The following is a 25,467-nucleotide window of genomic DNA, read 5'->3' on the forward strand; positions in this document are numbered from 1 at the left end:
CGCCAGGCCAATGGCGGCGCGGCCTGGCGCGGATGTCCCCGGGCTTGTCCACAGCTCCATTCACAGTCCGTGGGTACAACTCGGTGGCCTGTCCGGGCGTCGGCTAGCATGGGCCCATGACCGTCCACTACGAAAGCCTGCCCCAGGCCACCCTCTACCCCGAAGCCTTTGGCCTGCCGGCGCCCGATGGGATGCCGCCGCGCGACATGTGGCCGCGCAAGCCCGGTGTGTTCATCCGCCGGGCCGCAGGCGACCCGGCGCTTGAGGGCGGCGGCGGGCGCGAACTGGTGGGGGGGCAGTTTGGCCTGGTGCCGCCCTGGGTCAAGTCGGCTTCCGACGCCAAGCTGCGCTCGCCCAAGCTGGTCACCGCACGGTCGGAGACCGTCACCACCTCCAAGAACTTCCGCGACGCCTGGCTCAAGGGCCAGCGCTGCATCGTGCCCATGATGGCTTTTTTCGAGGACGACCTGCGCAGCGGCAAGGAAGTGCCCACCCGCATCGCCCGCGTGGACGGCCAGCCCATGGGCGTGGCGGGCCTGTGGGAACGCTGGGCCGGTGCCGACGGCGCCGAGATCATCAGCTTCACCCTGCTCACCCTCAACGCCAACAACCACGCGCTGATGCACCGCTACCAGCACCCCGGCAGCGAAAAGCGCATGCCGGCCATCCTGGGCGAAGGCGCCTTCGACGCCTGGCTCAACGTGGCCCACCCCGAAAAGGCGCGCGAGTTCATGCGCCACTACCCGGCCAACTGGCTGACCGCGAACCCGGTCGAGAGGAAGTAGCAGAAGCAGCGCGTGCCAAGGGGCTGTGCCCCTTCGCGGTCCTGTGTGAGAATGAAAGTGGCAAATATGCCACTTCATACAACACACAGGGAGATCACATGGCACTGCCCAATTTGCGGGTGTTTTTTGACGGACTGGAAGAGGCCAAGCCAGGCATGCCGTGCTACGACACGGCCCAGCCCTGGTTTGCGCACGTGACGGTGGTGAACGCCAACAGCCCGCCGGGCGCGGCGCCGGCCTTGCGGGCCATGGACCCCAAGCAGCCCACCGCGGCGGCAGGGCCATTCGGTGTCGTGTTCGAGGTCTTCGTGGGCGCCACGGCCGCCCTGGGCACCCAACACGTGTCCACCTACCAGCTCGATGGCCTGGACGCCTACCCCGGCAGCAACGACTGCGTGGTGGGTTTCTCCATGCAGTTGCCCAAGACCATCAGCCACCAGGATTTCGGCCTCAAACACGGCTTTCGCTTCACGGCCGACCTGTACGGCCACGTCGCCGAGACCAACGAAGGCGACAACGTGTACCTGTGGGACAAGGCCCAGCAGCCCATGCTGGCGCCGGTCTGGAAAGAGGGCGACCCCAGCCCCTTCACCGACCTGAAGTTTGTCGATTTCAAGGGCGTGCCGGGCTCGGAGCGGCAGCTCGACGTGCTGGTCAGGAACCAGGGGGCCGAGACCTCGCTGCAGCTCGAACTCCGGCTGGAGATCATGGGCGCGCCCACCCCCGACAGCCCGACGGGCAGCGTGCTGGAGACCGTGCGGGCCAACTCCACCGCCATCCCCGCGGGCGGACAGACCTGGATCCGTTTCAAGGCCAAGGCCGCGTTTGTGCACGCCCTTGCGGGGCTGTCGCCACGGGAGTTGAAACGCTGGGCCCGGTCGGGCAGCCGGCGGTTCCGGCAGGTGCAGTCGGTGCGCGGCGGCCTGCGCGGCGCACCGAGCTTCCAGCGCTATCTGGTGGTCGAGAAAAGTTTCGACTTCGTGCCCTTGAAGCCCTTTGTCATCACCCTCATCAACGACGTGCGCAGCGAAAAGGTCGCGTTCGGTGAACCCAGCCTCAAGCAGCAGACCGGCCGCCAGGGTGGTGGCATCGCCGTGCCGGAAAAATGAGGCCGCAACGCCAGGCTAGAGCGTCTGCCGGTAGCGCTCCAGCATCTGCGCCTGGGTTTCGAACACGGCGTCGGCGCCCATGCGGTCGCCGATCTGGTCGCGCAGCATCTCGCCCATGCTGGGCATCACGGCGCGGTCCACGTGGCGGCTGGCGTCCCACAGGGCCGAGCGCATCAGCGCCTTGGCGCAATGCAGGCAGGCGGCCGCCACCGTCACCCGGATCACCAACTGGGGCACGCGGCGTTCGTCGGCGCAGCGCTGGCGGTCCGCTTCCTCGGTGCTCAGGACCGCGCGGCCGTTCACCCGCAGGGTTTCGTCCACGCCGGGCACCAGGAACAGCAGCCCGATCTGGCCGGTCTCGATGATGTTTTCCAGCGTGTCCAGCCGGTTGTTGCCGGGGGCATCGGGGATCAGCAGGGTGTGGGCATCCAGCACCTGCACGAAGCCGGGCGCGCCGCCCCGGGGCGATGCGTCCATCGCCCCGGCCGCGCTGGCGCTGGACACCACCAGCAGTGGCGACAGGCCAATGAAGCGCGTGGCGTGCACGTCCAGCTGGGTCAGTTCCTTCTTGAGCGAGCGTTCGCGCGCGGGGCCGTAGAGGGCGCGCAGGTCGGCCAGGGTGGTGAGGGTCGTGGGCGTCATGTTCGGGGCGGGCCTACAGGTCGTAGTGGACCGAGTGCTCAGGCAACACGCTCAGTTCCAGCGGCCGCACGGCGCCCATCCACAGGGCGCGGTCGCGGTGGTCCACCAGGTCGTGCCCGGTGATGGGGTGGATGAAGACCACCAGGCCGGCGCGGTGCAGCGCCAGCCACGGCACCACGTCGGCGAACAGCGCGGCCTTGAAGGCCAGCTGGCAGCTCCAGTCGGGGTGTGGGCCCACCGGCTTTTCGTGCACCCGGCCCATCTTCAGCGGGAAGCGCGCGGCCGCGGCTTCGCACAGGGCCCGCGCCTGCGTCAGCGTGTCGGCGTTGAAATACACGTGGGCGTGGTAGCCGTGGATGACGGGCTCGGCGGGGGCAGCGGGGGCGGCATCGGTCATGCCCGGCATGATCGCAGACTTTGGCTGCGCTTACATTTCCGGGATGAGCCACGCCGTTTCCCGCCTGCGCGCCACGCGCCTGGCCGCCAGCACCAAGCCCTTTGTCACCCGTGGCTCGGCCACCGCGCGCTGTGGCGGTTGCCGCCTCATGGCCAGCCACTGCATGTGCGCCCTGCGCCCCACCGTGGCGGCGCGGGCCGGCATGTGCCTGATCATGGCCGACATCGAGCCCTTCAAGCCCAGCAACACCGGCTGGCTGATCGCCGATCTGGTGGCCGACACCTGGGCCTTCGGCTGGTCGCGCGTGGCGGTGGACCCGGCCCTGCTGGCGCTGCTCAATGACCCGCAGTGGCAGCCCTACGTGGTGTTCCCGGGCGAGTACGTGGCGCCCGAACGCGTGGTCACCGAGGTGCAGGTGCCGGCGGCGGCCGGTGGCAAGCGGCCGTTGTTCGTGCTGCTCGACGGCACCTGGTCCGAGGCGCGAAAAATGTTCCGCCGCAGCCCCTACCTCGACCGGCTGCCCGTGCTCAGCCTGCGGCCCGGGCACGCGTCCAACTACCGCTTGCGCCGCGCCCTGCACGAGCAGCATTTCTGCACCTCCGAAGTGGCCGCCCAGTGCCTGGCCCTGGCCGGCGACACCCACGCCGCCGAAACCCTGGCCGCCTACCTCGACGTGTTCACCACCCACTACCTCAGCGCCAAACGCAACCTGCGGCTGGACCGCGACAGCGAAGCCCACCATCGGCTGGCCAGCCTGAGCACGGGCGTGCCCACCGGAGCGCCGGCATGACGGCGCCCTCCACCACCGGTCACATCGGCACCCCCGGCCAACCCTGGGGCGCGCCCGAGATCGCCGCCTGGCGCGCCCGCCAGGTGCGCCAGCGCAGCTATGCGGACGATGTGCTGGCCGAGGCCACGCGCCTGGCCCCACGCCTGGACCTCCTGCCCTACGGCGAGGTGGTCTATGCGGACGAGCGCTTCCCATTGCTGGCCCTGCGCTCGCGCGACTGGCACCCCGGCCGGCCCACGGTGCTGGTCACGGGCGGTGTGCACGGGTACGAGACCAGCGGCGTGCGCGGCGCGCTGCGTTTTGTGGACCAGCACGCGCCCGCTTACGCCGGCCGGGCCAACCTGCTGGTCGTGCCCTGCGTGAGCCCCTGGGCCTACGAGCGCATCCACCGCTGGAACTTCGACGCCGTCGACCCGAATCGCGCCTTCAGCACGCCCAGCCCGGCGCAGGAGTCGGCCGCGCTCATGCGGCTGCTCGCACCCTTGCATGGGCAGTTCACGGCCCACATCGACCTGCACGAAACCACCGACACCGACGAAAGCGAGTACCGCCCCGCGCTGGCCGCGCGCGACGGCCAGGTGTTCGAGCCCGGCGGCATTCCCGACGGTTTCTATCTGGTGGACGACGTCAACAACCCCCAGCCCGCGTTCCAGCAGGCCATCATCGCCGCCGTGGCCCGTGTCACCCACATCGCGCCCGCCGACGCGCGCGGCCAGATCATCGGCTCGCCCGTGGTTGCACCCGGTGTGATCCGCTACGCCTTCGGCCCCCTGGGCCTGTGCGCCGGCGCGAGCGGCGCGCGCTACACCACCACCACCGAGGTCTACCCCGACAGCCCACGCACCACGCCCGAGCAGTGTGTGGTGGCGCAAGTGACTGCGGTGTGTGCGGCGCTGGATTTTGTGGCCCACGCCGGCACCGCCGCGCGCACCGCCGGCTGACCCCGTCCGACCCGTCCCGCCCCGACATGACCGCCCAGCGTCAACACATCCACAAACACATCTACCCTTTGCGCGGTTTTGGCATGGCGCTGGGGGGCCTGCTGGTGTCGGCCGTGCTGTACGAGCAACAGGCCGGCTGGCCCGAGTGGGCGTTCATGGTGCTGAGCTGCCTGGTGTGGCCCCACCTGGCCTACCTCCACGCGCGCCTGGCCGCCGACGCCCACCGCGCCGAAACGCGCAACCTGCTGCTCGACTCTGCCATTGCCGGCGCCTGGGTGCCGCTGATGCACTTCTGTCTCCTGCCCTGTGTGGTACTGGTCATGGTCACCACCTTCGACAAGCTCAGCAGCGGCATCCACCGGCTGTGGCTCCGGTCGCTGCCGGGCCTGGTCGGCAGTGGTCTGGTGCTCACGCTCTGGCTGCAACCCGAACCCCGGTGGGAGAGTTCGCTGCTGGTGGTGGTGTGCTGCCTGCCGCTGCTGGGCATGCACACGCTGGCCGTGAGCGTGAGCAGCTACCGCCTCATCCGCACGGTGGCGCGGCAAAACCAGATGCTGGAGGCCTTGCGCCGCACCGACGCCCACACCGGCCTGTTCGGACGCGACCACTGGCTGCAACTGGCGCGCGAGGCTTTTGATCGTTTTCGCGCCAGCGCCCAGCCGGCCTGCCTGATGATGATCGACATCGACCACTTCAAGACCATCAACGACCGGTTTGGCCACACGGTGGGCGACGAGGTCATCCGCGCTGTCGGACTGATCCTGCGCCAGAGCATCCGCCCTTCGGACTGGGCCGGCCGCTACGGTGGCGACGAGTTTGCGGTGGTCTGCCCCGGCACCCGGCTGGACGACGCGCTGGCGATCGCCCAGCGCATGCGCGAGCGCATCCAGGCCATCCGCATCCGCGAAGTGCCCGAGCTGCAGGTCAGCGGCAGCATCGGCCTGGCCCTGGCCAGCGACCGCCACCCCGGCCTGCGCGAGTGGATCAACGACGCCGATGCGGCCCTCTACCGCTCCAAACACGGCGGGCGCAACCAGGTCCAGGCACTCGCCCCAGGCTGACGGCGGTCCGCCGCTGCCCTCGCTTCAGGCGCCGGCCCGCTGCGCCAGCCACTGCACCAGCATCTCCCGCTTGAGCAGTTTGCCGCTCAGCGTCATGGGCATGTCGGTCACCGGCACCAGGTGGCTGGGCCGTTTGTAGGGCGACAGGCGCTCGGCCAGTGCCGCCCGGAGCGTGTCCAGGTCCAGCGCCTGGCCAGGCGCCGGTTCGACGAAGGCGATCACTTCCTCGTTGCCGTCGGCGCAGGCGTGCCCGACCACGGCCGAGCGTGCCACCCCCGGGCAGGCGGCCAGCGCGGCCTCGACCTCGCCGGGGTAGACGTTGAAGCCCGAGCGGATGATCATTTCCTTGAGCCGCCCGACCACGGTGAGCGCACCATCGGTGCCCACCACGCCGAGGTCGCCGCTGGCGTACCAGCCGCCCGGGCGCATGACGTGTGCGGTGGCTTGCGGGTCTCGGAAGTAGCCGGGCATCAGGCCGACGCCGCGCATCCAGATTTCGCCGGTCTGCCCGTCGGGCAGGGGGTCGCCGTCCGGGCCGACGATGCGCAGTTCGCCGCCTTCGAGCAGGTGGCCAGCGGCGGTGTCGTCGCGCGCCTGGCCCAGCGGCACCACGCACAGGGCGCCGGCGTACTCGGACAGGCCGTAGCCGTGGTGCAGGGGCTGGCCAAAACGCGCCTCCACCGCCTGCTTGAGCGCCAGCGTCAGCGGGGCGGCGCCGGTGTAGAGGTAGCGCAGCGCGGGCGCCGGCGGCCGGGCCACGCCTTGCTGGTCGAGCCAGGCCAGCAGCCGGCTGAAGAACATGGGCGGGCCTTGCAGCTGCGACACCCCGTGGTGGGCCAGCGCGTCGAACACGTCGGCCGGCTCGAAGCGGCTGCGCATGACGAGGCCGGCCCCGGCGTGCAGCGAGGCCATCAGCACCGTGCCGAGCCCGAAGATGTGGGTCATGGGCAGGTAGGCGTAGGAGCGGTCTGCCGGGCCCAGGGCGCGCGAGGCGCTGGACGCACGGGCGAACTGCAGCAGCCCCGCGTGGCTGACCAGCACGCCCTTGGGTGCACCGGTGGTGCCCGAGGTGAAGATGACCGCCGCTACCTGCTCGGCCAGCGCGCCCGTTTCGGTGCGGGCGCTGCTGCGCACCCCGCTGCGTGCCAGCCCGGGCAGGGCACTGGGGTGGGCCTGGGCGGCACGGCCGTGGGCCGCGGCGGCGTCCGACTCTGTGCTGGTGTAGTAGGTCAGGCGCGGCTCGGCCTTGGCCTCGAAGGCGGCCACTTCGCCGGCCGACATGCGCGCATTCACCCCGCAGGACCAGGCACCGACGCGGCTGCAGGCCAGCACCAGCGCCACGTGGGCCGGGCAGTTTTCGGCGACGATGAGCACCCGGTCGCCCACGCCCACGCCGGCCTCGCGCAGCTCGGCCGCCAAGACCGCCACACGGGCGGCGAGTGCGCCCAGGGTCACGGTTTCGTCGGGCGCAAACAGAAAGGGCTGGTCCGGGGCTTCGGCGGCGCGCTGCTCGAACAGCTGGTGGATGTGTTGCCAGACCATCATTCGAACTTCATGCCCTTGGTCACTTCGCCCCACAGCGCCAGCTCGTCCAGCTGGCGTTTGTGCAGGTCGGCGCCGGTGCCGGTCCAGACCACGTAGCCCTGCTCGGCCCAGCGTTTGCGCAGGTCGGCGTCGGTCAGGGCCTTGGCGGTGGCACCGGCCAGGCGCTGCAACAGCTCGGGTGCCATGCCCTGCGGGCCGTAGAGGCCGAACCAGCCGCCCACGTCGTAGTCGGGCACGCCGAGTTCGGCCATGCTGGGCAGGTCGGGCAAGGCCGGGTTACGTTCGCGCGAGGTCACGGCCAGCGGGCGCACTTTCTGGCCACCGATGTAGCCCCGCGCGCTGCCGATGATGTCGAACATCAACTGGATTTGTCCGCCCATCACGTCGGCCATGGCCGGCGCGTTGCCCCGGTAGGGCACGTGGGTCATGTTCACGCCGGTGCGCCGCGCAAACAGCTCGCCGCTGAGGTGGTTGGAGGCGCCCATGCCGGCCGAACCGAAGGCCAGCTTGCCCGGGTGGGCACGCGCGTAGGCGATCAGCTCGGGCACGTTCTTGACCGGCAGGTCGTTGTTAACCACCAGCACGTTGGCGTAGCTGAGGATGGGGGCGACGGCCACGAGGTCTTTGCGCACGTCCAGCGGCATGGCCTTCATCACGTGAGGGGTGATGGTCAGTGTGGGGCTGGCGGCAAAAAACAGCTCGCCGCCGGTGGGCGCCGACTTGGCCACCGCAGCGCCACCCATGGCGCCGGCAGCGCCGGGGCGGTTTTCCACGATCACGTTCTGCCCGAGCTCCCGGCCCAGCACGGGCGCGAACACGCGTGCCGCCATGTCCACCGGGCCGCCGGCAGCGTAACCCACGATGAGCTTGAGCACCGCGCCGCTGGGGGGGGGGCGTGGGCGCCGGCATCTGTGCCAGGGCGGGCGCCAGGCCGAACGAAAGGCCAGCGGCCAGGCCGGATGCCAGCGCGGCGGCCAACAGGCGGCGGCGCGCGGGTGGGGTCGGGGTGGTGAAAGGCAGGGTCACGTTGTCTCCTTGAGTGTTGTGTTGTGTTGTGTCGGGTCGGTTGAGGGCGGGCAGGCGCGGGCCCAACCCAGCGGCCGATGGTGTTCGCTTGGGTCCCTCGCGGCAATTCGCGATTGCGAAACCCGGGCTTTGTCTGGCTGGAAGGCAGTGGCCCGTGCCTCAGGCCTGCCACACCCCGAAGCCGGCCGAGCGCAGGTCGATGCCGATCTCGACCTCGCGCGCCTGCGCGTCTTCGTAGCGCATCGGGTTGAAGCCTTCGTACAGGTCGGGCAGCAGGCGCAGGCCGTACTTGCGCACATAGGCGTTGGCCTGGATGCCCGCCTTGTGTTTGTCGAAACGCACGTCCGGGTCCAGCCCCGTCATGCCCACGTACACGCAGGGTTGGCCGTCCACGTAGCCGGGGTTGCACTTGCGGAATTTGGGCTCGAACAGCACGTCCTTGTGCAGCTCGATCACATAGACGTGGTGGTGGGGTCGGCGGGCCATGGCATGTGAACTGTAGACGCAGCGGCCACCCCGCCGGGCAGCACCGCGCCAATCTCTATAATCGCGCCCCTTTTCAGGGAGAAGAACATGGGGATAGACATCGCGCAATCGACGCCCACCGCCGCCGCGATGGCCCAACTGGTGCAGGCCCACTATCCGCTGGGCGAGGTGGTCGCGGGGGAGTTTCTGCGCCGCAGCTTCAACCAGGTGTACCGGCTCACGCTGGCCGATGGGCGCCACGTGGTGGCCCGGCTCTGCGCCGAACGCCCACGCGGCGCGCCCCAGCTGCAGTTCGAGGCCGACGTGCTGCAACACCTGCGCGCGGGCGGCTGCCCCGTGGCCACCAGCCTGCCCACCCGCAGCGGCGAGGTGGCCCTGCGTGTGCAACTGCCCGAGGGCGAACGGGCGGTCATGCTGTTCGAACACCTGAGCGGCGAAGCCACCAGCGACCTGCCGGCCAACATCGAGGCCTTTGGCCGTGGCCTGGCGCGGCTGCACACCGCCGGCGAAGGCCTGCACAGCAGCGCCAGCCACTACACGCTTGATCTGGACTACCTGTTGCTGCTCCCCCTGCAGCGGCTGCTGCGCGCGCCAACCATGACCGCCGAACTGCGCCCGCAGTTCGAAGCGCTGGGCCAGCGCCTGCACAACCGCATTCTGTCGCTGGGCGCGCTGACCCAGGTGCTCTGCCACGGCGACGCCCACAGCGACAACAACTTCATCGCCGTGCGCGACAACGGCGAACGCGAGGCCGTGTTTTTTGACTTCGACGAATGTGGCCCCGGCCACCTGGCCTACGAACTGGCGGTGTACCCGTGGTGGCTGCACCCGCGTGCGGTGGACGGTCTGTGGAGCGACAAAGCGGCCACACGCTGGCGCCAGTTCATCACGGCCTACCGCGAAGTGCGTGTCCTCAGCGACGCCGACCTGGCCGCCCTGCCGCTGTTTGTGGCCGTGCGCCAGTTCTGGCTGCTGGGCGAATACGCCGGGCGTGTGCCGGTGTGGGGCTCGCAGGCCATGTCCACCGACTACCTGCATCGGCAGGTCAAGCTGTTGGGGCAGTGGGAGGGGTTGGAGATGCCGGCGGTTTGACGGGGCAGCAGGCGCTCCGGTCGGGGAAGCTGACGGCGAGCTTTTGCGCGTCTTTCTGCGCGTGTTTCGCAAAGACAACGGCCCACCTCACCAGCCCGGCACCGTGGCACAAACCTCCACGGGCTCGACCATGCCTTCCTTGATCGACTCCCGCATGCCGGGCACCGAGAGCAGGGACAGCGGTTCCTGACTCGCCTGCCGGTCTTCGGCGGACACCAGCACCGCGTCATGGCCTTTGCCCACGATGGTCGCAGGCTGGTGCGACTCGGCCGTCTGGTCCATCAAGCGGCACAGGTTGGCGCGCGTTTCGCTGGCGGTGAGGGTGCGTCGACCTTGATCTGAAGCCAACTTTACGCCGCCGCCAGTGCATCAGCCACGCGCTGCGCCGCCCAGATCAGATCCTTGACCAGCCGCTCATCCACCTCCAACAGACCTTCGTACTCGCCCAGGTTGCGCTTGTTGTGGCACAGGTCCAGCACCCGCCAGACCTCAGGCCCCAGCCCCAGCGTGTGCGGCAGCACCTGAAAGACGATGTAGCGGTTGCCGGCCCGGTGGCCCTTGGCGCCCAGCGCGGCAAGGCACAAGGCGTGGGCCGCGTTGTAGGCCAAATCAAACCGGCTTTCCAGCGCGAGAGTGGTGTTGCCTGCATCCATCAGGCGGGCACGGCCCGTGTGCAGCAGGCCGGCAATCTCCGCAGCGTCCGGTGGCTCGGGCTTGAGCGAACCGCCAGGGCGGCTCAGGCTTTCAAGTGGGTGGGGTGGGCTCATGTCGCGGTGACTCCTCCTGGCCGATCAGCCATATCTTTGGCTGTTGCATCACGCGGTGGATGAACGCATTGTCGCCCTGCAGCCGGGCGCGGAAATCGGCGGCGGTGTACAGCGCCGGATTGATGGTGCGGCCCAGCGTCTGGCTGGCGCCTTCCAGCGCAGCGAACACATCGCCATAGCCCAGCGTGTCGCTCACCACCAGCAGGTCCACGTCGCTCTTGGCCGTGTCCTGCTGCTTGGCAATGGAGCCAAACACAAAGGCTTGCGCGATCTGCGGCGCCAGTGGCGCCAGCGCGGCGCGCAGCACATCGGCCAGCCCCATCGTCTTGAGGACCAGCCCGCGCAACTCGGCAAACACGGGCGACGCCGCGTTGGCCTGAAAGTGCTTCTGGTTACCCTGCTTGCGCACCGTGAGCAAACCCGCCCCGGCCAGATCGGCCAGTTCGCGCTGCACCGCGCCGGCGCCCGACTGCGCCAGGCCGATCACTTCGTTCGTGTAGAAGCTGCGGTCCGGCGCGCCGAACAGAACGGCCAGCACGCGCTGGCGCACCTTGGGGAAGAGGGCGTCGGCGGCGGATGACGAAGAGGACATCTTTGAAGTACCCATATTGGGTTCAATCATACCCAATTAGGGTTATTAAAGAAGTGCCGCAACAGGTGCGCAACGAGAAATCTGCCCTAAAAGGGGGGCGGGCTATTCCCCGGCTCAGCCGTCCAGTGCGTCCAGCAGCGCCTGAACCGACGGAAGCAGATCGGGCCGGGCGTCCGCCGCGAACTCCACCAGAAAGTCCACGTCGCTGCTCTCGGGCACGAAGTCGTCGCCCAGCGCGGCGGAGCCAAACACCTCCAGCCGACGGATGCCGTAGCGCTGGCAATCAGCTTGGTTCTTCGCGATCACGTCAGACAAAGACTTGGCCTGAATTTCGCCATGGCGGTAGGTGGTTAGCCTCGACTCTGCCTCTTTGGCCCAAAGCGCATCGAGCGATGCATCTGGCTCGTCCAGCGCGTCCAGCGGCTGGTCCATCAGCGCCAGGCGTTCGTCGGGCGGGAGCTGCATTGCCTGAGCGGTGAGCGTTTTTGCGGTGATGGGCATGGTGCTTCCCTTGTGGATGAGCGAAATGGAATGCTGCTCCAGAGATCCTTGGCTGCGGGGCCACGCAGCCAACAGGTGCTCGTGTGGCAAATGGCAAGACCTGACCCCGGCAATGACCGTTAGTGGCCTGAGCGCCTGAAGTGTCAGACCGCAGACTCGCTGATCGTCCCGCGCTTCCCGCCTTTGGTGGACAACTTCAAGCCATTCCCCGCAGCGCAATCACCAGCGGTGGTAGCGCTGTTTGCACCGTGTCCCACACCAAACCCAGATTGATTTCGAAATAGCCGTGCGCAATGCGGTTGCGCATGCCGCGCATGTTGCGCCACGGAACCTGCGCATGCTGGTTGGCGAAGTCGGGGTAACGGTCCATCACCTTCGTGGCCGCTTCACCCAGCACGATCAGGCTCATGATCACCGCTTGCTGGGTGCGCTTGTCGGCCAGAAAGTCGTCCTGGCTCATGCCCTCAGTGAAGGCCATCGCGTCTGCAGCGGCTTGCTGCATGTGCTCCAGGAAATCGGTGAGACGAAGGTCGCTCACAGCGGTCGCGCTTCGGCCAGAACCTGATCGCGGAACTTGGCTGGCAAATCTTTGGGCGTCAGCACGTCCACCCGCAGTCCCATCAACTGCTCCAGTTCGTCCTGCAGACCGCCCAAATCAAACAGCGTGGCGCCCGGCAGCAGGTCGACCAGCAAATCAAGGTCGCTACCCTCCGCGTCGTGGCCATGCAGCACCGATCCGAACACGCGCGGATTGCTCACGCGATAACGCCGCGCGGCGCTGCACACGGCGTCATGGTGTTGTGCGAGGGCTTGAGAGGGGCGCATGAGGCTGAGTGTAGCTACTGGGCCGCGCCTTCGGTGCGGTCAAACGCCCCCGACCCCATTGCCCAGCCCCATGTTCATGTGATCTCGTCGCATCGGCGCGGCGTTTTTCGCGTCTTTCCTTGACACGCTCCACCTGACCTGTCAAAAATCGCAAAATTGATACCGGACGGTGGATAACCGACCGACAAGCAACACACGATGGCGACACTGATACCTGCGCTGGGCAGCTGCCTTTCGCGCATGACCAGCGGCGAAAAGCGGCTGGCTGAACGGCTGGAAGAGAAGCTGGAGGACGACTACCTGCTCTGGTACGACGTGCCCGTTGGCCCCAAACAGTCGCACCCGGACTTTGTGGTGCTGCACCCGCGCCGCGGCCTGCTGATCCTGGAAACCAAGGATTGGCGGCTGGAGACCATACGCCGCGCCACCCGCCAGGCTTGGGAGATCGCGCCAGACGGCCAGCTCAAGGTCGTCATCAACCCGCTGGCGCAGGCGCGGCATTGCGCCATCCAGGTGGTCAACGCGCTGGAGCGCGATGCGCAACTGGTGCAGCCCGCCGGCGCCCACCAGGGCAAACTGGCCTTTCCTTGGGGCCACGGCGTGGTGTTCACCCGCATCACGCGCAAGCAGTTTGAAAGCGCCGGGCTGGGCGAGGCCATCGAGCCGCATCACGTCATCTGCTCCGACGAAATGACCGAGTCCACCGACCCGGAGCAGTTTCAGCAGCGGCTGTGGGCCATGTTCCCCCATGCGTTTGGCAGCGTCATGTCGCTCCCGCAGCTGGACCGCGTGCGCTGGATCATGTTCCCCGAGGTGCGCGTGCCGGTGCAGGGATCCCTGTTTGACGCGGCCGAAGATGCGGCCGAATTGCCCAGCATCATGCGCGTGATGGACATCCAGCAGGAGCAGCTGGCGCGCAGCCTGGGCGACGGGCACCGCGTCATCCACGGCGTGGCCGGCTCGGGCAAGACCATGCTGCTGGCCTACCGCGCCGAGCACCTGGCCAAGGCCCATATGTCACAGGCCGAGGTGGCCAACAAACCCATCCTCATGCTTTGCTACAACGAGCCGCTGGCCAAGCAGCTCGCCCGCGTGATGGCCGCCAAAGGCATCGCCGACCGCGTGCACGCGGTGCACTTTCACAAATGGTGCCGCGACCAGCTCGTCGCCTTTGGCCAGACCCTGCCCGCCAACAACCAGTCCGTCGCTGACAAGATGGCCGACATGGTTCAGCGCGTCATCACCGGCGTGGACCGCAAACAGATCCCCAGCGGGCAATACCAGGCCCTGCTCATTGACGAAGGCCACGACTTCGCGCCCGAGTGGCTCAAGCTCATCACGCAGATGGTGGACCCCGCCACCAACAGCCTGCTCGTGCTGTACGACGACGCGCAGAGCATCTACGAACGCAGCCGCAGCAAGCAGTTCAGCTTCAAGAGCGTGGGCATCCAGGCGCAGGGGCGCACCACCATCCTCAAGATCAACTACCGCAACACGCGGCAGATTCTGCAAACCGCCAGCCTCGTGGCCGCTGATCTGTTGACCGCCGAAGACAAAGACGAAGACGGCATCCCCATGCTCAAGCCCGTGAGCTGCGGGCGCGACGGCGAAGCGCCGCTCATCATCCGCCTCCCCAGCCTGCGGGCCGAAGCCACGCGCGTGGCCGAGCTTTTAGGCTCAGCCCACCAGGAAGGCCACGCCTGGGGCGACATGGCCATCATCTGCCGGCACTACAGCGAGATGGACGAATGCGCCGGCGTGCTGCGCCAGCGCGGCCTGCCGCACCAGGTGCGCAAAGGCGCGGGAAGCTTCGACCCCGCCGCCGACACCATCAAGGTGCTGACCATGCACGCCAGCAAAGGGCTGGAGTTCCCGGTGGTGGCGCTGGTGGGCGCGGGCCACATGCCCGCCCCGGGCGAAGACGAGCGCGAAGAAGCCAAGCTGTTTTACGTGGGCGCTACGCGGGCCACGCAGCGGTTGATCATCGGGATGGGCGGGGAAGGGCGGTTTGGCGCGAGGCTTCAAACCGCCCAGGCGGGCTGAACGGACCTGTCAGTCGAGAGCGAAATCGGCGATCTGCCGTTCCGCGTTTTCGTCCACCGTCTGAACATCCAGCTGCCGCAGGTCGCTACAAATCTCGTTGTAGGCGGCGTGGCGTTTGGCATCGGCTTGCGGCGGTGCCTTGACGGCGAACAGCACAGCATCGGGCAACAGCCTGCGGTCGCGCAGGCGCTTGATTTTCTGCAACCAAGCGTCGCCGTGATCGTAGATGCCCACGGTTTCCGCCTGATTCAGGTGGAAGGGTTTGATGATCTTCGTCAGAACCCCGTCCTGCTCCTGTACCAGCTGGAACCGCGCATGAAACTCATCGTTTCCAACCCGCAGAGGCATGAAGGGCGCCGGTAGCTGCAGCCCGCCCAGCAGGGCCTTGATGCGCTTCTCCATCACCTGCTCCACGTACTCGGGCGTGGCGAACGCTCGATCCACATGGTGATCAAACTGGTTGTTCAGTTCGATCGCAGGGTCGGCCGTCATCACCGCCCGGGGCGCGCTGAAGCGCACCATGGCTTCGCGAGGGTGGATCAGGCTGTCGAAGACTTGACGCAGGTAGTCGGCGCGGCCGTGGCTGGGTGCATCGGCTACCACTTTGGCCATCCGCAGAAGTTCGTCTCTCATCGCCTTGACGGCGCGCACATAAAAATCACGTGGCAGTTCGTCAAAGAAATCGGTGATGCGTTTGGTGCGGCGGGTTTGAAGTTTGAAATCAAAGAAACCCGTCTCAGGGCACATCAGCACCACACCCGCGTTGGCGAACTCCCCCGTTTCGCGGTAAGGCGCGAACTGAACCACGGCGTATCGGCACGCGACCAGTTTCATACCGTTCTCCAGAAGTCAGGGTTTGCACACCGTTCCAGCACCCGCAGCGCCTCGGCGCGGTCAAAACGGGTGGGAATGTCGAACTCGGAATTTTCCCACAGCCACTCCTCTGGTGCACTCGCCAAGGCTTTGTGGGCCATGGGAAAGGCCTCGCTCAGGCGCTGAAGGTATTGCGCCTGCAACACAAGGTCCTGGGTCAGTGCTGGCCATTGGTCGGAAAACACATGCTGCGTCTGGAACTCAGAGGCCTTGAAATCCATGTCCAAAGCCAGGTTGTGGTCAATCACCACCAGCCCCTCGTGCTCGGTGTCCCAGAGCAAGTTGGTGTTGCCCCGCAGGCGGTCGGTGTTGCGCACCCACCAGTCGAACACCAACACATCACGTTGCAGACTGGCCGGCACCCGCTGGCTGATGCCAAGTTCCAGCCAGGTGGTGTGAGGCTGCTCGCGGGAGCCGAAGGCGGGCAACGAACCGATGGCCTGCTGATCCTTTGGCAGCTCTCTCACCAGTTCCGGGTCAAGTTGCACCAAGGCAAAAGGCGGCAGAGGCAGACCCAGCGCCCCGGCCAGGTGTCCACAAATCCACTCCCGCCACAGGCTCGCACGGTTGGTTTGTTGTCCCTTCACGTAGTAGCGGTGCCCATCCGCCCCACGACACAGCAAGGGGATCGACTTGCCTTGGGCGGCAGGGCCAATGACCTCAACTATCTGGATCACAAGAACGGGCGGATTCATCACGTTCCCTCCGGTTAATTTGTTGACACCGGGCGTTTACGTTTCGGTTTGCCGGTTGGCAGCAGGCTAGTGATGCGCTGGTACAGCTCGAACAGAAAGGCCACACGTTCGGCGTCGTTTTTCCAGCTCTTCTTGCCGCCGCACAGGGCGTAGGCGGCGTCCACTGCGGCGTCGAGTTTCTGGTGGGCCTTGAGCAGCGCGGGCGGCATGGTCAGCGGGTCGTACAGGTCGGCCAAGGATGCGTGCTGATCGCCTTGTTGGAACTGCGCGCGGGCATCGAGCACACCTTGTGCAGCCGTTTCGATGGCGGCGCGGGCTTTGTGCGCGGGCGTGCCGGGCGCGGCATCGGCTGGCAGATCGGGCCAGGGGTAGTTGTTGTAGACGATGTCCTTGGAGTAGCGGAAGTCACTCTTCAACCGACCGCATGTGTAGCGGACCCATGCGTTGTGCATGGTGCTGGAAAGCACGCCCAAGTGGTAAAGCGTGGCTTCAGGTGCGACCTTGACCAGGTTGCTGCACAAAGTGGCGGGTTGCTCGAATCCAAAAGGAATGAACGGCCTGCGCTCGGAAGACACTTCCGGCATCACGAGATATGGCTGGTCCGGCATGTTATGTACAAGAAAGCGTGTCGGCGTTGCAGCGATCTTGACGGTGGATGCTCGCTTGCTCTGCTGGCGAAAGCGTTGAACTGCCTGCACTCGTTTCATCGCCTCGGGCATGGCGCGCAGTTCTGCAGGTGGGCAATCACCCAGCCAGAGGCACCAGCGCTCATAGCCATTGAGAAACTCGACTGATCCCAGCCAGCGCCGGAACCACTTCGCGCTGCCTGGCTCTATGGCAATGAAAGCATCGCGCTCTTCAGTGCTGAACAGGTAGTTTCCGTCGTCGATGGGTTGACTGCCAATACCGATTTCGGGGACTTTACTGATCGGCTTGCTCCGTCGGCGCAGCACCACGTCTGGCGCGTCCACCAGATACGGGTTGATGTTGTGTGCCGGCACCGCCAGCGGCTCGCCCTTGATGTCCTCGTACTCATAGATCGTCTTGCCCGGCCGGTCTTCCAGACCGAAGCCGACGATCACGCAGTGCACGGCGGCCTTGCCCTTGGCCTCGTTCGTCCAACTGAAGGTGCGGTGCGCGAATTGGATGTGCACGCCTTGGGCCAGCATCCAGCCCCAGAGCACGCCCACCTGTTCGCCCTGCGAGATGCTGTTGGTGGACACGAAGGCGCACGCGGGTTGTGCCGGTTCGATTCCGGTTCGGGGCACCATCTGAATGTAAAGCGTGGCCTTGACGTACCAGGCCGCCACAAAGTCCAGCAAACCGGCGTTTTCGATGCCAATAAAAACCAGCCGCGTGTCTTCGCGCTGCGCGTCGTCCATGTACTTGGCGCCTACGAACGGCGGATTGCCCAGCACGTAGCTGCAGCGCTCGGCCGGCAGCACGTCGTTCCAGTCCAGTTGCAGCGCGTTGCCGTGCACCACATGCGGCGTGCTCTTGAGCGGGATGCGGGCGAAATACAGGCCGAACTCTTCGCTCACCCGCAGGTTCATCTGGTGGTCCATCAGCCACAGCGCCACCTGCGCAATCTGGGCCGGGAACTCTTCAATTTCGATGCCGTGGAACTGGTCCACGTTCAGGCTGATGAGCTGGTGCACGTCCAGCGTTTGCTGGCCGCTGGTATAGCTGGAGCGCAGCACTTCCAGCTCCAGCAGCCGCAGTTCGCGGTAGCTGATGACCAGGAAATTGCCACACCCGCAGGCGGGGTCAAAAAAGGTCAGCAGGCGCAGCTTTTTGTGGAACTCGAACAGGCGGTTCTTGTTGCTTTTGACCTTGTGGAACTCGGCCCAGAGCTCATCCAGAAACAGGGGCTTGATGAGCTTGAGGATGTTTTCTTCCGACGTGTAGTGCGCGCCCAGGTTGCGGCGGGCCTTTTCGTCCATGATGCTCTGGAACAGGCTGCCAAAGATGGCCGGGCTGATGGCCGACCAGTCGAGCGAGCAGGCGTCCAGAAACGCTTCGCGCATGGCGCGGCTGAAGTCGGCCATGGGCAGCGGTTCTTCAAACAACTTGCCGTTGACGTAAGGGAAGGCCGCCAGTTGTTCGTCCAGCGTGCGGCTGCGTTTGTCTTCGGGTGTGTTGAGCACCTGGAACAATTGCGCCAGCCGGGGGCCGAGGTCGGAGCCGTCTTCGCTGGTGCGTTCTTCCACAAACTGGCGCATGGCCTGCGCGGGCTGGAAGATGCCGGTGTCGTCTGCAAACAGGCAGAACAGCAGACGCACCAGCAGCACCTCCAGCGCATGGCCTTCGTAGCCGCTGGCCTTGAGCGCGTCGTGCAACTTGCCCATGCGCTCGGCTGCGCGGATATTGACCGGGTCTTGCGCCTTGATTTCCTGCGTTTTGTAGCCGGCGATGAAGCCGAACTGGCGCACGTGCTTGTGCAGGTCTTTCAGCGCGAACTCGCGGGTGTCGCCCGACGCGAGGTGGCGGACGCGGAAGTGGCCGAAGTCGCACACCACGATGACCTGCGGCAGATCACGCTCGGCAATGCCGGGCAGGTAGCCCATGGCCTGGTCTAGCGCCTTGCCCAGGTCCTTGCCGCGAGACTTGTGCTCCACCAGCAGCATGCCGGGCCAAAATAGGTCCACAAACCCATCGGTGCGGGCCTTGGCGCCCGGCAGCTTCTTGACCGCGTGCTCAAAGCTGGCGACGCGCTTGTCGCTGATGCCGAAGATTTCAAAAAAATCGATCCAGAATGGCTTGGCGTCCGAATCTTCCCGGGTGGCGTCCTCCCAGCGTTTGGAAAACGCCAGCGCTTTGTTTTTAATTTCGTTCCAAGAAAGTGGCATACCGTCCCTGATTTTTGTTTGCTGCTCACGCTCCCGCCTCGCGAGTCTATTTCCCCCACGAATCCTTCAACCCCGTCACCCGATTGAACACCGGCTTGGCACCCGCCACGTGATCCACCCGATCCGCCACAAAGTACCCAAACCGCTCGAACTGGAACTTCTGATCCGGCTGCGCGGCGGCCAGTGAGGGCTCCACGTAGGCGGTCACCACTTTCAGGCTGTTCGGGTTCAGGGCTTCGATGAAGTCCTTGCCGCCGGCGTCGGGCTGGGGGTCGCTGAACAGGCGGTCGTAGAGGCGCACTTCGGCGCTCACGCCGCTGGCCACGCTCACCCAGGTGATGGCGGCTTTGGCTTTCACGCTGTCGGCGCCGGGCGTGCCGCTTTTGGTGCCGGGGATGACTTTGGCGTGCACTTCGGTCACCAGGCCGTTGGCGTCGCGGGCGCAGCCGGTGCATTCGATGACGTAGCCGCCTTTGAGGCGCACCACGTTGCCGGGGAACAAGCGCTTGTAGCCCTTGGGCGGCACTTCTTCAAAGTCTTCGCGTTCGATCCAGAGGTCTTTGCCGATCTTGAACACGCGGTCGGGCGGCGGGGTCTGGCCTTCGGCGATGGCCGAGTGGGGCAGGGCGGGCTGGGTGCAGTCTTCGGTGTAATCGTCAGCGCCAAAGGCCTCTGCCCAGTTGGTCAGCACCAGCTTGACGGGGTCGAGCACGGCCATGCCGCGGTGGGCCTTGTTTTCCAGGTCTTCGCGCAGGCAGCCTTCGAGCGTGCCGTAGTCGATCCAGCTGTCGCTTTTGGTCACGCCGATGCGTTCGGCAAAGAGCTGGATGCTCTCGGGCGTGTAGCCGCGGCGACGCAGGCCGACGATGGTGGGCATGCGTGGGTCGTCCCAGCCGCTGACTTTGTGGTCATACACCAGCTGCGCGAGCTTGCGCTTGCTGGTGATGACGTAGGTGAGGTTGAGGCGGGCGAATTCGTACTGGCGCGGCGGCGGGCTGTGCAGCAGGCCGCCTTCGCACAGGCGCTCCAGCAGCCAGTCGTAGAACGGGCGCTGGTCTTCAAATTCCAGCGTGCAGATGCTGTGGGTGATCTGCTCCAGCGCGTCCTCGATGGGGTGGGCAAAGGTGTACATCGGGTAGATGCACCATTTGTCGCCGGTGTGGTGGTGGGTGGCGCGGCGGATGCGGTAGATGGCCGGGTCGCGCAGGTTGATGTTGGGCGAGGCCATGTCGATCTTGGCGCGCAGCACCATCGAGCCATCCTCGTGCTGGCCGTCGCGCATCTCGCGGAAGCGCGCCAGGTTCTGCTCGGGCGTGCGACTGCGAAACGGGCTGTCCACGCCGGGTTTGCCGAAGTCGCCGCGCGCCAGGCGCATCTGCTCGGCGGTCTGTTCGTCCACGTAGGCGTGGCCGGCCTGCACCAGGTACTCGGCCGCGCGGTACATGAAGTCGAAATAGTCGCTGGCCTGGTAGAGGTGGCTGCTGCCGTTGGCGTCCCAGTTGAAGCCCAGCCACTGCACCGCGTCGAGGATGGAGTTGACGTATTCGGTGTCTTCCTTCTCGGGGTTGGTGTCGTCAAAACGCATGTGGCACACGCCGCCGTAGTCGCGCGCCAGGCCAAAGTTGAGGCAGATGCTCTTGGCGTGGCCCACGTGCAGGTAGCCGTTGGGCTCGGGCGGAAAGCGGGTGCGGATCTTGGCCGGGTCGGGCTGGCCGGCCGCGTGGTGGGCGGCGTCGCCGGGGCTGCCGGCCCAGCGGCGGCTGGCGTAGGTGCCTTGCTCCAGGTCTTTTTCAATGATCTGGCGCAGGAAGTTGCTGACTTTGTGCTCGGCTTCGGCGGGGGAGGCGGGTTTCTGACTCATGCCCGGATTCTAGGCGCCACCCCGGCCCAACACCGGTGTGCTGCCGCCCGCAGCGCCCCGGTTTACAGCTCGCCCAGGCCCATCTGCGACAACACATCGGGCTGCAGCAGTTCCTCCAGCGTCGGGTCGGGGCGCTGGCTCCAGGCCAGGCCCAGCGCCAGGACCACCAGCAGGGTGCCGGCCAGCCACCAGCGTGTGGCCGGGCGGCGCCCGCCCGTGCTGCCGCCGGCCACGGCCCAGGCGGGGTGGGTGTGCAGGTGGGCGTGGCGCTGCTGCCACTGGGCCAGCACCCGTTGCTGCAGGGCTTCGGCTGCGGCATCGGCGTCGCTCTCTGCAGGAGCGGCATCGGCGCGGTGCAGCGATTGGCGCAGGGCAGCGCGCAGGTCGTTGACGGGCGGGGTGGGCTCGGTGGGGCGGTTCATGGCGCGTCCTGGGCTTGCAGCGCCTCGCGCAGGCCGCGTTTGGCGCGGAACAGCAGCTGGTGCGCGGCGTTGGGCGCGATCTCCAGCGCGCGGGCGATGTCGTCCACCTCGGCATCGGCATAGGCCCACATGGCCAGGGCCATGCGCTGGCGCGCCGGCAGCTGGCCCAGGGCGGTGTGCAGGCGGCCCGGGTCGTCCGTCAGCGCGGTGTCGGTGTGCGGGTCCTGTTGGTGCGCCTGTTGCTGGTCCTGCAGCATGTCCAGTTCGGCGGGCTCCAGTTGCAACTCGCGCTGGCGCACCAGGTGGCTACGGCAGCGGTTGAGCACGATGGTGTGGAAGTAGGTGGACAGCTGCGCCCCGCGCTGGTCGTCGGGCTGGGCGCTCCACAGGCGCAGAAAGGCGTCCTGCACCGCGTCTTCGGCGTCTTCGTGGCGGCGCAGCATCTGGCGCGCCAGGGCCAGTGCGGGCGGCGTGAGGTGGCGCACCAGGGCCTGCGCGCTGGCGGGATCGCCGCCGGTGGCCTGGCGCCACAGGGCCCAGCCGTCCAGCGGCAGGCCCAGGGCGCGGCGCGCGCGGTCGACCAGGCGGGTGGCGGCAGCCACCAGGGTCAGGCCAGGGGCCGCGGGGCCGGGAGGCGGCACCCAGGTCCACGCAGTGGGCAGGCGGTGGGGCAGGTGTGTCATCGCAGGGGCAGTTTCTCACGCAGGGCGGCCCGTTCGGCCGGGCTCAGGCGCTCCAGCAGGTCGCGCCGCTGTTGTAGCAGCTGGGCGCGTTCGGCCCGGCTCATGGCCTGCAGGCGGGCGCGGCGTTCTTCGCTCAGGGCGGCGCGTTCAGCGGGCGGTAGCTGCGCCCATTGCTGGCGGGTCTGGCCGGCCAGGGCCTGGCGCTCGGCCGGGGTCAGGCTGGCCAGCCGGTCGCGCAGTTCGCGCCGGAAGGCCCGGCGTTCGGCCGGGCTCAGCTTGTCGAGCTGGCGCTGGATGTCGGCGCGGCGTTCGGCCTGCTCGGCCGGGCTCAGACGGGCCCATGCCTGCGGGTCGGGCACGGTGGGGCCGGCCATCGCTGGCTGGGCCGCGCCGGCGGCCAGCAGCAGGGCAGTGGCGCAGGCCCGCAACCCGGGCCAGCGGCGTGGCGCGATGGTGGCGTGGGGGCTGACGGTGGACATGGTGACGGTTGAACCGCTCAACATGTGTTCTCTTACGCGGCCCGCGCAAAGCCCCGCGCTTGGGCTCGGACAAGGGCGCAGCGCCATAAGGCCAGCCGTTGCGGCGGGTTCAAACGGTACACGGGCAGCGGTGTTGAACCGGTGGTCGTGGGAGGTGAGTCCCGTGTTCTTTTTCAAGGAGTTGTCATGCGTCAATCCAAATCTTCCGTGGCCCTGCGTGGCCTCATGCTGGCCGTGCTGGCGACCGGCGCGGTCCAGGCCTGGGCCCAGGCGCCCGGCGATGCCCAGTCGGCCCGGGTGGATCGCCGGCAGGCGCACCAGGCCGAGCGCATCGAACAGGGTGTGGCCTCGGGCGAACTGACCCGTGGCGAGACCCGCCGCCTGGCGCGCGAGCAGCGCCACATCGCTCGCCTGGAACGCCGCACTGAGGCCGATGGTGTGGTCACCCGGCGCGAGGCGGCCCGGGTGGAGCTGGCACAAGACCGCGCCAGTGCCCGCATCGCCCACGCCAAACACGACCGCCAGGCGCGACCCGGGGCCCGTTGAGGCCGCGATGGCGGCCCGCGTTCACTGACCGAAGCGTGGGCCGTCCTTCAAAAATTCAAGTTCGGCCGCGCTGCTCTCGCGGCCCAGCACCGCGTTGCGGTGCGGGAAACGCCCGAACTGCGCCACGATGTCGCGGTGCAGCTGGGCATACCGCAGGTTGTCCGCCAGGGTGTCGCGCAGCGGGGGCGGTGCGTTGGCCAGCAGTTGCTCGAAGCAGGCCACACAGCGCTCCTGCAGCGCCAGGTCTTCGGCGTGCATCAGCGGCATGTAGACGAACAGGCGGGCCGCCCGGGGCAGGGGCATGTCCTCGCCCTGCGCCACGGTGCGCAGCGCCAGCGCCTGCGCCCGCGTGTCGCCGGCAAAGGCCTGCGCCTGGCCCCGGTGGATGTTGCGGGTGAACTGGTCCAGCAGCAGGATCAGCGCCAGCCGCCGCATGGGCGCGGTCTCCCAGTCGGCCAGGCCGCCAGCCACCGCCTGCGCCACCAGCGGGCCGAAGCGGGTGCTGATCTCGGCGTCCACGGCCGCGCCGCCCTGGAACCACAGGTCGCCCCGGTGCGGTTCGGGCCAGTCGCGTTTCAAGTCATCGCCCAGCCAGAAATGCAGGACGTCGGCGGCGGTGGCGGGCAGGGTGTTCATGGCAAGCGGGGGCGGTGGGGGGTATGGGGCCATTCTAGGAGTCTGGCGTGTAACATGCGCGCCGACGCTGGCCCCTGGTTTCCTCCTCTTCATCCCCTCCCGCAGCATGGCAAACGACAGCTCCCGGCTGGCCCTGATCGACGCTCTCAAGGCCGTGGCCTCGCAGTTCATCGTGCTGCACCACCTGGCCTTCTACGGGCCCATGTCCGACTTCACGCTCAAGCTGTGGCCGACCGTGGTGACCTGGCTGAGCCAGGATGCGCGCATCGCGGTGCAGGTGTTCCTGGTGATCAGCGGCTTCCTGTCGGCGCGCTCGCTGGCCCCGCACGGGGTCTTGCGTGGGCGGCATCCGCTGCGGCTGGTGCTGTCGCGCTACATCAAGATCAGCCTGCCCTACCTGGCCGCCCTGCTGGTGGCGGTCGTGTGCACCGAACTGGCCCGCCACTGGATGCGGCACGACTCCCTGCCCAATGCGCCCGACTTGCTGCAGTTTGTCGGTCATGCCTTGCTGCTGCAGAGCGTGCTGGGCATGGACGCGCTGTCGGCGGGCGTCTGGTACGTGGCCATCGATTTCCAGCTGTTCACGCTGTTCGTGGCCGTGTTGTGGCTGGCGCGGCGGCTGGGGGGCGGCTCGAACCACGTCACCGCCTACGCCGTCATGCTGCTGATGGCGGTGCTGGCCCTGGTCTCCCTGTTCTATTTCAACCGCAACGCGGACTGGGACAACTGGGCCCTGTATTTCATGGGCGCCTACACCCTGGGCGCGGTCACCTGCTGGGCCAGCCTGGACGGCGCCGACCGCGCCTGGCGCTGGCTGATGGCCGTCCTGGTGCTGGCCACGGCGCTGGCGCTGGCGCTGGACTTCCGCGAGCGCATTGCCCTGGCGCTGGCCGTGGCCGTGCTGCTGGGCGCGGCGCAGCACGGCGGCTGGCTCAAGACCTTTCCGCGCAGCCGGGTGCTGGCCTATCTGGGGCAGATTTCCTATTCGGTCTTCCTGCTCAATTTCCCCATCGGCCTGGTGGTCAACGCCGCCTTCACCCGGTTTGCCCCGGCCGACCCGGTGGTGCAGACCGTCGGGGTGCTGCTGGCCTGGCTGGCCTGCAACCTGGCCGGCGCGCTGTTCTATCACCAGGTGGAGCACCGCCTGCGGCGCCTGGGTTGACCGTCTCCCGCGGTGCCGGGGTTACGTTTTCTCACCGACTTGACAATTCGTGGGGCGCTCTCGTGACACAGCTGAGGTGCAATACGGGCATCGGCTGGAGAAGGCCGTCAACTGGAGCACCTCTCATGAACAACGCCCATTCTTTCGCACTTGACGTTCGAGGGCTGGCACGTGGCCTGGCCCGTGTGGCCGGCCTCTGCGCCCTGGGCGCCGCGGGCTTGGCGCAGGCCAACGATGTCAACTGGTCGATCGGCCTCAATTCCCCCGGCGTGTCGGTGGGCGTGTCCAACAGCCGCCCGGTGCTGGTCTACCCGCAGCCGGTGTACGGCGCCCCGGTCTATGGCGCGCCCGTGTACGTGCAGCCGCAGCCGGTCTACCAGGTCCGGCCCATGCCCAGCTACGGCTATGTGCAGCCGGTGGTGGTGCATCCCTATGCGCCGGTGACGGTGTGGGGGCCCCGGGGCCATGGCCACAAGCACAAACACCGCCATGGCCACGATCGTTGGGACCGCGACGACGATGGTCGTCGCTGGCGCTGAGTTACCCGCCTGATCACAGGCCCCTTCGGTTCCAAGGTCCCGCTGCGCCCCGCGCGCAGCGGGTTTTTTTGTTTCCGTGGCCGCGGCTTTGCACCACCTTGACGCACCCGATACCCCTGC

General features: G+C 67.4%; 29 protein-coding genes. 10 read left to right on the forward strand and 19 right to left on the reverse strand.

Annotated elements, in window-relative coordinates:
* Positions 1-116 precede the first annotated feature (116 nt).
* Both AAHB17_RS03035 and AAHB17_RS03040 read left to right on the forward strand, forming a co-directional pair.
* Positions 117-785, forward strand: a complete 669-nt coding sequence (locus AAHB17_RS03035) for an SOS response-associated peptidase (RefSeq protein ID WP_342128985.1) — start codon at positions 117-119, stop codon at positions 783-785.
* A gap of 98 nt (positions 786-883) precedes the next feature.
* On the forward strand, positions 884-1,894 hold the full coding sequence (locus AAHB17_RS03040; RefSeq protein WP_342128986.1) for a hypothetical protein: 1,011 nt from the start codon (positions 884-886) through the stop codon (positions 1,892-1,894).
* Between the two features lie 15 nt (positions 1,895-1,909).
* Here AAHB17_RS03040 and AAHB17_RS03045 read toward each other — a convergent pair whose 3' ends face one another.
* Complete coding sequence (locus tag AAHB17_RS03045; protein WP_342128987.1) at positions 1,910-2,536, reverse strand: pyridoxamine 5'-phosphate oxidase family protein; 627 nt, start codon at positions 2,534-2,536, stop codon at positions 1,910-1,912.
* A 13-nt stretch (positions 2,537-2,549) separates the two neighbouring features.
* Positions 2,550-2,933, reverse strand: coding sequence for a DOPA 4,5-dioxygenase family protein (locus AAHB17_RS03050; RefSeq protein ID WP_342128988.1), 384 nt, complete (start codon positions 2,931-2,933; stop codon positions 2,550-2,552).
* Between the two features lie 43 nt (positions 2,934-2,976).
* On the opposite strand from AAHB17_RS03050, the gene AAHB17_RS03055 reads away from it, so the two are divergent.
* The 3 genes from AAHB17_RS03055 to AAHB17_RS03065 are packed head-to-tail and all read left to right on the forward strand — an operon-like array spanning position 2,977 to position 5,725.
* A complete protein-coding gene (locus AAHB17_RS03055; RefSeq protein ID WP_342128989.1) occupies positions 2,977-3,723 on the forward strand; it encodes a tRNA-uridine aminocarboxypropyltransferase in 747 nt (248 codons plus the stop codon).
* Positions 3,720-4,664, forward strand: a complete 945-nt coding sequence (locus tag AAHB17_RS03060) for a M14 family metallopeptidase (RefSeq protein WP_342128990.1) — start codon at positions 3,720-3,722, stop codon at positions 4,662-4,664. Before AAHB17_RS03055 ends, AAHB17_RS03060 begins: the two co-directional genes overlap by 4 nt.
* Positions 4,665-4,690: 26 nt before the next feature.
* Positions 4,691-5,725 carry a sensor domain-containing diguanylate cyclase gene (locus AAHB17_RS03065; protein WP_342128991.1) on the forward strand — a complete coding sequence of 345 codons (1,035 nt, stop codon included), beginning with the start codon at positions 4,691-4,693 and terminating at the stop codon, positions 5,723-5,725.
* A gap of 24 nt (positions 5,726-5,749) precedes the next feature.
* On the opposite strand, the gene AAHB17_RS03070 is transcribed toward AAHB17_RS03065, so the two are convergent.
* The 3 genes from AAHB17_RS03070 to AAHB17_RS03080 form a co-directional block, all read right to left on the reverse strand.
* Complete coding sequence (locus AAHB17_RS03070; RefSeq protein ID WP_342128993.1) at positions 5,750-7,270, reverse strand: class I adenylate-forming enzyme family protein; 1,521 nt, start codon at positions 7,268-7,270, stop codon at positions 5,750-5,752.
* Positions 7,267-8,145, reverse strand: coding sequence for a Bug family tripartite tricarboxylate transporter substrate binding protein (locus AAHB17_RS03075; protein WP_342128994.1), 879 nt, complete (start codon positions 8,143-8,145; stop codon positions 7,267-7,269). Before AAHB17_RS03075 ends, AAHB17_RS03070 begins: the two co-directional genes overlap by 4 nt.
* 310 nt (positions 8,146-8,455) lie before the next feature.
* Positions 8,456-8,782, reverse strand: a complete 327-nt coding sequence (locus tag AAHB17_RS03080; RefSeq protein WP_342128995.1) for a hypothetical protein — start codon at positions 8,780-8,782, stop codon at positions 8,456-8,458.
* An 87-nt stretch (positions 8,783-8,869) separates the two neighbouring features.
* On the opposite strand from AAHB17_RS03080, the gene AAHB17_RS03085 reads away from it, so the two are divergent.
* Positions 8,870-9,874, forward strand: coding sequence for a phosphotransferase enzyme family protein (locus tag AAHB17_RS03085; protein WP_342128996.1), 1,005 nt, complete (start codon positions 8,870-8,872; stop codon positions 9,872-9,874).
* 87 nt (positions 9,875-9,961) lie between these two features.
* Here AAHB17_RS03085 and AAHB17_RS03090 read toward each other — a convergent pair whose 3' ends face one another.
* From AAHB17_RS03090 to AAHB17_RS03115, 6 genes are all read right to left on the reverse strand, one after another.
* A complete protein-coding gene (locus tag AAHB17_RS03090; protein ID WP_342128997.1) occupies positions 9,962-10,222 on the reverse strand; it encodes a type II toxin-antitoxin system Phd/YefM family antitoxin in 261 nt (86 codons plus the stop codon).
* Between the two features lie 2 nt (positions 10,223-10,224).
* Positions 10,225-10,641 (reverse strand): hypothetical protein, encoded by a 417-nt coding sequence (locus AAHB17_RS03095; protein WP_342128998.1) that lies wholly within the window; start codon positions 10,639-10,641, stop codon positions 10,225-10,227.
* A complete protein-coding gene (locus AAHB17_RS03100) occupies positions 10,619-11,233 on the reverse strand; it encodes a nucleotidyltransferase domain-containing protein (protein WP_342128999.1) in 615 nt (204 codons plus the stop codon). Before AAHB17_RS03100 ends, AAHB17_RS03095 begins: the two co-directional genes overlap by 23 nt.
* Positions 11,234-11,347: 114 nt before the next feature.
* Entirely contained in the window at positions 11,348-11,734 is a 387-nt protein-coding gene (locus AAHB17_RS03105) for an addiction module protein (RefSeq protein ID WP_342129000.1), read from the reverse strand.
* Between the two features lie 196 nt (positions 11,735-11,930).
* Positions 11,931-12,272, reverse strand: coding sequence for a HepT-like ribonuclease domain-containing protein (locus tag AAHB17_RS03110; protein ID WP_342129001.1), 342 nt, complete (start codon positions 12,270-12,272; stop codon positions 11,931-11,933).
* The gene (locus tag AAHB17_RS03115) at positions 12,269-12,559 is read right to left on the reverse strand and encodes a nucleotidyltransferase family protein (protein ID WP_342129002.1); all 291 of its coding nucleotides are present in this window, start codon (positions 12,557-12,559) and stop codon (positions 12,269-12,271) included. The genes AAHB17_RS03110 and AAHB17_RS03115 overlap by 4 nt, the downstream gene beginning before the upstream one ends.
* Positions 12,560-12,757: 198 nt before the next feature.
* On the opposite strand from AAHB17_RS03115, the gene AAHB17_RS03120 reads away from it, so the two are divergent.
* Positions 12,758-14,602 carry a DEAD/DEAH box helicase gene (locus tag AAHB17_RS03120; RefSeq protein WP_342129003.1) on the forward strand — a complete coding sequence of 615 codons (1,845 nt, stop codon included), beginning with the start codon at positions 12,758-12,760 and terminating at the stop codon, positions 14,600-14,602.
* A 9-nt stretch (positions 14,603-14,611) separates the two neighbouring features.
* Here the strand turns inward: AAHB17_RS03120 and AAHB17_RS03125 are convergent, their stop codons facing one another.
* The 7 genes from AAHB17_RS03125 to AAHB17_RS03155 form a co-directional block, all read right to left on the reverse strand.
* Positions 14,612-15,436 carry a DUF3037 domain-containing protein gene (locus AAHB17_RS03125; RefSeq protein WP_342129004.1) on the reverse strand — a complete coding sequence of 275 codons (825 nt, stop codon included), beginning with the start codon at positions 15,434-15,436 and terminating at the stop codon, positions 14,612-14,614.
* Positions 15,433-16,170, reverse strand: a complete 738-nt coding sequence (locus AAHB17_RS03130) for a HipA family kinase (protein WP_342129005.1) — start codon at positions 16,168-16,170, stop codon at positions 15,433-15,435. Before AAHB17_RS03130 ends, AAHB17_RS03125 begins: the two co-directional genes overlap by 4 nt.
* Before the next feature lie 14 nt (positions 16,171-16,184).
* The gene (locus AAHB17_RS03135) at positions 16,185-19,019 is read right to left on the reverse strand and encodes a DNA methyltransferase (protein ID WP_342129006.1); all 2,835 of its coding nucleotides are present in this window, start codon (positions 19,017-19,019) and stop codon (positions 16,185-16,187) included.
* Positions 19,020-19,065: 46 nt separating this feature from the next.
* Entirely contained in the window at positions 19,066-20,880 is a 1,815-nt protein-coding gene (locus tag AAHB17_RS03140; protein WP_342129007.1) for a glutamine--tRNA ligase/YqeY domain fusion protein, read from the reverse strand.
* A 62-nt stretch (positions 20,881-20,942) separates the two neighbouring features.
* A complete protein-coding gene (locus AAHB17_RS03145) occupies positions 20,943-21,302 on the reverse strand; it encodes a hypothetical protein (RefSeq protein WP_342129008.1) in 360 nt (119 codons plus the stop codon).
* A complete protein-coding gene (locus tag AAHB17_RS03150; protein ID WP_342129009.1) occupies positions 21,299-21,985 on the reverse strand; it encodes an RNA polymerase sigma factor in 687 nt (228 codons plus the stop codon). The genes AAHB17_RS03145 and AAHB17_RS03150 overlap by 4 nt, the downstream gene beginning before the upstream one ends.
* The gene (locus AAHB17_RS03155) at positions 21,982-22,488 is read right to left on the reverse strand and encodes a hypothetical protein (protein WP_342129010.1); all 507 of its coding nucleotides are present in this window, start codon (positions 22,486-22,488) and stop codon (positions 21,982-21,984) included. Before AAHB17_RS03155 ends, AAHB17_RS03150 begins: the two co-directional genes overlap by 4 nt.
* Before the next feature lie 162 nt (positions 22,489-22,650).
* Between AAHB17_RS03155 and AAHB17_RS03160 the strand changes: the two genes are divergently transcribed.
* Positions 22,651-23,010 (forward strand): hypothetical protein, encoded by a 360-nt coding sequence (locus AAHB17_RS03160; RefSeq protein WP_342129011.1) that lies wholly within the window; start codon positions 22,651-22,653, stop codon positions 23,008-23,010.
* 21 nt (positions 23,011-23,031) lie between these two features.
* Here the strand turns inward: AAHB17_RS03160 and AAHB17_RS03165 are convergent, their stop codons facing one another.
* Positions 23,032-23,646 (reverse strand): DUF924 family protein, encoded by a 615-nt coding sequence (locus tag AAHB17_RS03165; RefSeq protein ID WP_342129012.1) that lies wholly within the window; start codon positions 23,644-23,646, stop codon positions 23,032-23,034.
* Positions 23,647-23,752: 106 nt separating this feature from the next.
* On the opposite strand from AAHB17_RS03165, the gene AAHB17_RS03170 reads away from it, so the two are divergent.
* Together AAHB17_RS03170 and AAHB17_RS03175 are read left to right on the forward strand one after the other, a co-directional pair.
* A complete protein-coding gene (locus tag AAHB17_RS03170; protein ID WP_342129013.1) occupies positions 23,753-24,808 on the forward strand; it encodes an acyltransferase family protein in 1,056 nt (351 codons plus the stop codon).
* Between the two features lie 125 nt (positions 24,809-24,933).
* A complete protein-coding gene (locus AAHB17_RS03175; protein WP_342129014.1) occupies positions 24,934-25,347 on the forward strand; it encodes a hypothetical protein in 414 nt (137 codons plus the stop codon).
* The last annotated feature ends 120 nt before the right edge of the window (positions 25,348-25,467 follow it).

It is taken from the genome of Hydrogenophaga sp. OTU3427 (assembly GCF_038440225.1).
Lineage (GTDB): Bacteria > Pseudomonadota > Gammaproteobacteria > Burkholderiales > Burkholderiaceae_C > Hydrogenophaga.

Bases quoted from the DNA above. Each gene is read 5' to 3' on its own strand.
- AAHB17_RS03035 (WP_342128985.1), top strand. From the start codon at position 117: ATGACCGTCCACTACGAAAGCCTGCCCCAGGCCACCCTCTACCCCGAA.
- AAHB17_RS03040 (WP_342128986.1), top strand. From the start codon at position 884: ATGGCACTGCCCAATTTGCGGGTGTTTTTTGACGGACTGGAAGAGGCC.
- AAHB17_RS03045 (WP_342128987.1), bottom strand. From the start codon at position 2,536: ATGACGCCCACGACCCTCACCACCCTGGCCGACCTGCGCGCCCTCTAC.
- AAHB17_RS03050 (WP_342128988.1), bottom strand. From the start codon at position 2,933: ATGACCGATGCCGCCCCCGCTGCCCCCGCCGAGCCCGTCATCCACGGC.
- AAHB17_RS03055 (WP_342128989.1), top strand. From the start codon at position 2,977: ATGAGCCACGCCGTTTCCCGCCTGCGCGCCACGCGCCTGGCCGCCAGC.
- AAHB17_RS03060 (WP_342128990.1), top strand. From the start codon at position 3,720: ATGACGGCGCCCTCCACCACCGGTCACATCGGCACCCCCGGCCAACCC.
- AAHB17_RS03065 (WP_342128991.1), top strand. From the start codon at position 4,691: ATGACCGCCCAGCGTCAACACATCCACAAACACATCTACCCTTTGCGC.
- AAHB17_RS03070 (WP_342128993.1), bottom strand. From the start codon at position 7,270: ATGATGGTCTGGCAACACATCCACCAGCTGTTCGAGCAGCGCGCCGCC.
- AAHB17_RS03080 (WP_342128995.1), bottom strand. From the start codon at position 8,782: ATGGCCCGCCGACCCCACCACCACGTCTATGTGATCGAGCTGCACAAG.
- AAHB17_RS03085 (WP_342128996.1), top strand. From the start codon at position 8,870: ATGGGGATAGACATCGCGCAATCGACGCCCACCGCCGCCGCGATGGCC.
- AAHB17_RS03095 (WP_342128998.1), bottom strand. From the start codon at position 10,641: ATGAGCCCACCCCACCCACTTGAAAGCCTGAGCCGCCCTGGCGGTTCG.
- AAHB17_RS03100 (WP_342128999.1), bottom strand. From the start codon at position 11,233: ATGTCCTCTTCGTCATCCGCCGCCGACGCCCTCTTCCCCAAGGTGCGC.
- AAHB17_RS03105 (WP_342129000.1), bottom strand. From the start codon at position 11,734: ATGCCCATCACCGCAAAAACGCTCACCGCTCAGGCAATGCAGCTCCCG.
- AAHB17_RS03115 (WP_342129002.1), bottom strand. From the start codon at position 12,559: ATGCGCCCCTCTCAAGCCCTCGCACAACACCATGACGCCGTGTGCAGC.
- AAHB17_RS03120 (WP_342129003.1), top strand. From the start codon at position 12,758: ATGGCGACACTGATACCTGCGCTGGGCAGCTGCCTTTCGCGCATGACC.
- AAHB17_RS03125 (WP_342129004.1), bottom strand. From the start codon at position 15,436: ATGAAACTGGTCGCGTGCCGATACGCCGTGGTTCAGTTCGCGCCTTAC.
- AAHB17_RS03130 (WP_342129005.1), bottom strand. From the start codon at position 16,170: ATGAATCCGCCCGTTCTTGTGATCCAGATAGTTGAGGTCATTGGCCCT.
- AAHB17_RS03135 (WP_342129006.1), bottom strand. From the start codon at position 19,019: ATGCCACTTTCTTGGAACGAAATTAAAAACAAAGCGCTGGCGTTTTCC.
- AAHB17_RS03140 (WP_342129007.1), bottom strand. From the start codon at position 20,880: ATGAGTCAGAAACCCGCCTCCCCCGCCGAAGCCGAGCACAAAGTCAGC.
- AAHB17_RS03145 (WP_342129008.1), bottom strand. From the start codon at position 21,302: ATGAACCGCCCCACCGAGCCCACCCCGCCCGTCAACGACCTGCGCGCT.
- AAHB17_RS03150 (WP_342129009.1), bottom strand. From the start codon at position 21,985: ATGACACACCTGCCCCACCGCCTGCCCACTGCGTGGACCTGGGTGCCG.
- AAHB17_RS03155 (WP_342129010.1), bottom strand. From the start codon at position 22,488: ATGTTGAGCGGTTCAACCGTCACCATGTCCACCGTCAGCCCCCACGCC.
- AAHB17_RS03160 (WP_342129011.1), top strand. From the start codon at position 22,651: ATGCGTCAATCCAAATCTTCCGTGGCCCTGCGTGGCCTCATGCTGGCC.
- AAHB17_RS03165 (WP_342129012.1), bottom strand. From the start codon at position 23,646: ATGAACACCCTGCCCGCCACCGCCGCCGACGTCCTGCATTTCTGGCTG.
- AAHB17_RS03170 (WP_342129013.1), top strand. From the start codon at position 23,753: ATGGCAAACGACAGCTCCCGGCTGGCCCTGATCGACGCTCTCAAGGCC.
- AAHB17_RS03175 (WP_342129014.1), top strand. From the start codon at position 24,934: ATGAACAACGCCCATTCTTTCGCACTTGACGTTCGAGGGCTGGCACGT.